The following is a 601-nucleotide window of genomic DNA, read 5'->3' as shown; positions in this document are numbered from 1 at the left end:
ACAGGCCAGGGGGAGACTTTGCCAAGGTTTTGCATTGAGCTTCCAGTTAAAGAGGTACTTGCCATGATCCAGCTTTTATCGGAGCCGTCTCTGGCTTTAGAGCTGGAATTAATGAGGTCGTCTGACAGAGTCAGTGTTGCTGCAGATTCTTGATCCTTGAGTACCAGTGGGCCTGTGCTTACTACTGCGGTCACATCTAGAGAAACTGGCAGTTCCACACGCTCAATTGCATTTCTGCAGCTTCTCCCACAACAATCACATACTGAAGTTTGTCCACCCAAGTCAACCCATTTGGACTTCAGCTTGTTGTAGTTGCAGAATTTAGTGGTAGGGGTGACACCCAAATTAGTAAGATAGACCTCGCAGTGAATGTAACTCTCAGAAGACTTCAAACTGGATGTACGAACAATAAAATTCACTCGGTCAGGCTGCTGCATCACAAACTTCACCAGAGACTTTTTGGAGGCTACACATCCCTTGTTGATGATAAGCGCAACTTCAGGTTTGTCAGTATGGTTTGGAGAAGAGGAAGCATGGCAGGACTGAACATAAAGCTGTTGACCGGGTCCAGGTGAGGCAGACACCTGCAGATACAATGGTT

At 46.8% G+C, this 601-nt stretch carries 1 protein-coding gene; it reads right to left on the bottom strand.

Annotation, left to right across the window (positions count from 1 at the left end; all coding sequences use genetic code 11):
- Nucleotides 1–601 (bottom strand): zona pellucida domain-containing protein (locus GQS57_RS18540; RefSeq protein ID WP_165734447.1); only part of this gene is annotated, 601 nt, incomplete at both ends.

The sequence above is a fragment of the Polaribacter sp. 20A6 genome (assembly GCF_011378915.1).
GTDB lineage: Bacteria > Bacteroidota > Bacteroidia > Flavobacteriales > Flavobacteriaceae > Polaribacter > Polaribacter sejongensis.
This window is presented reverse-complemented; position numbering and strand designations above follow the sequence as displayed.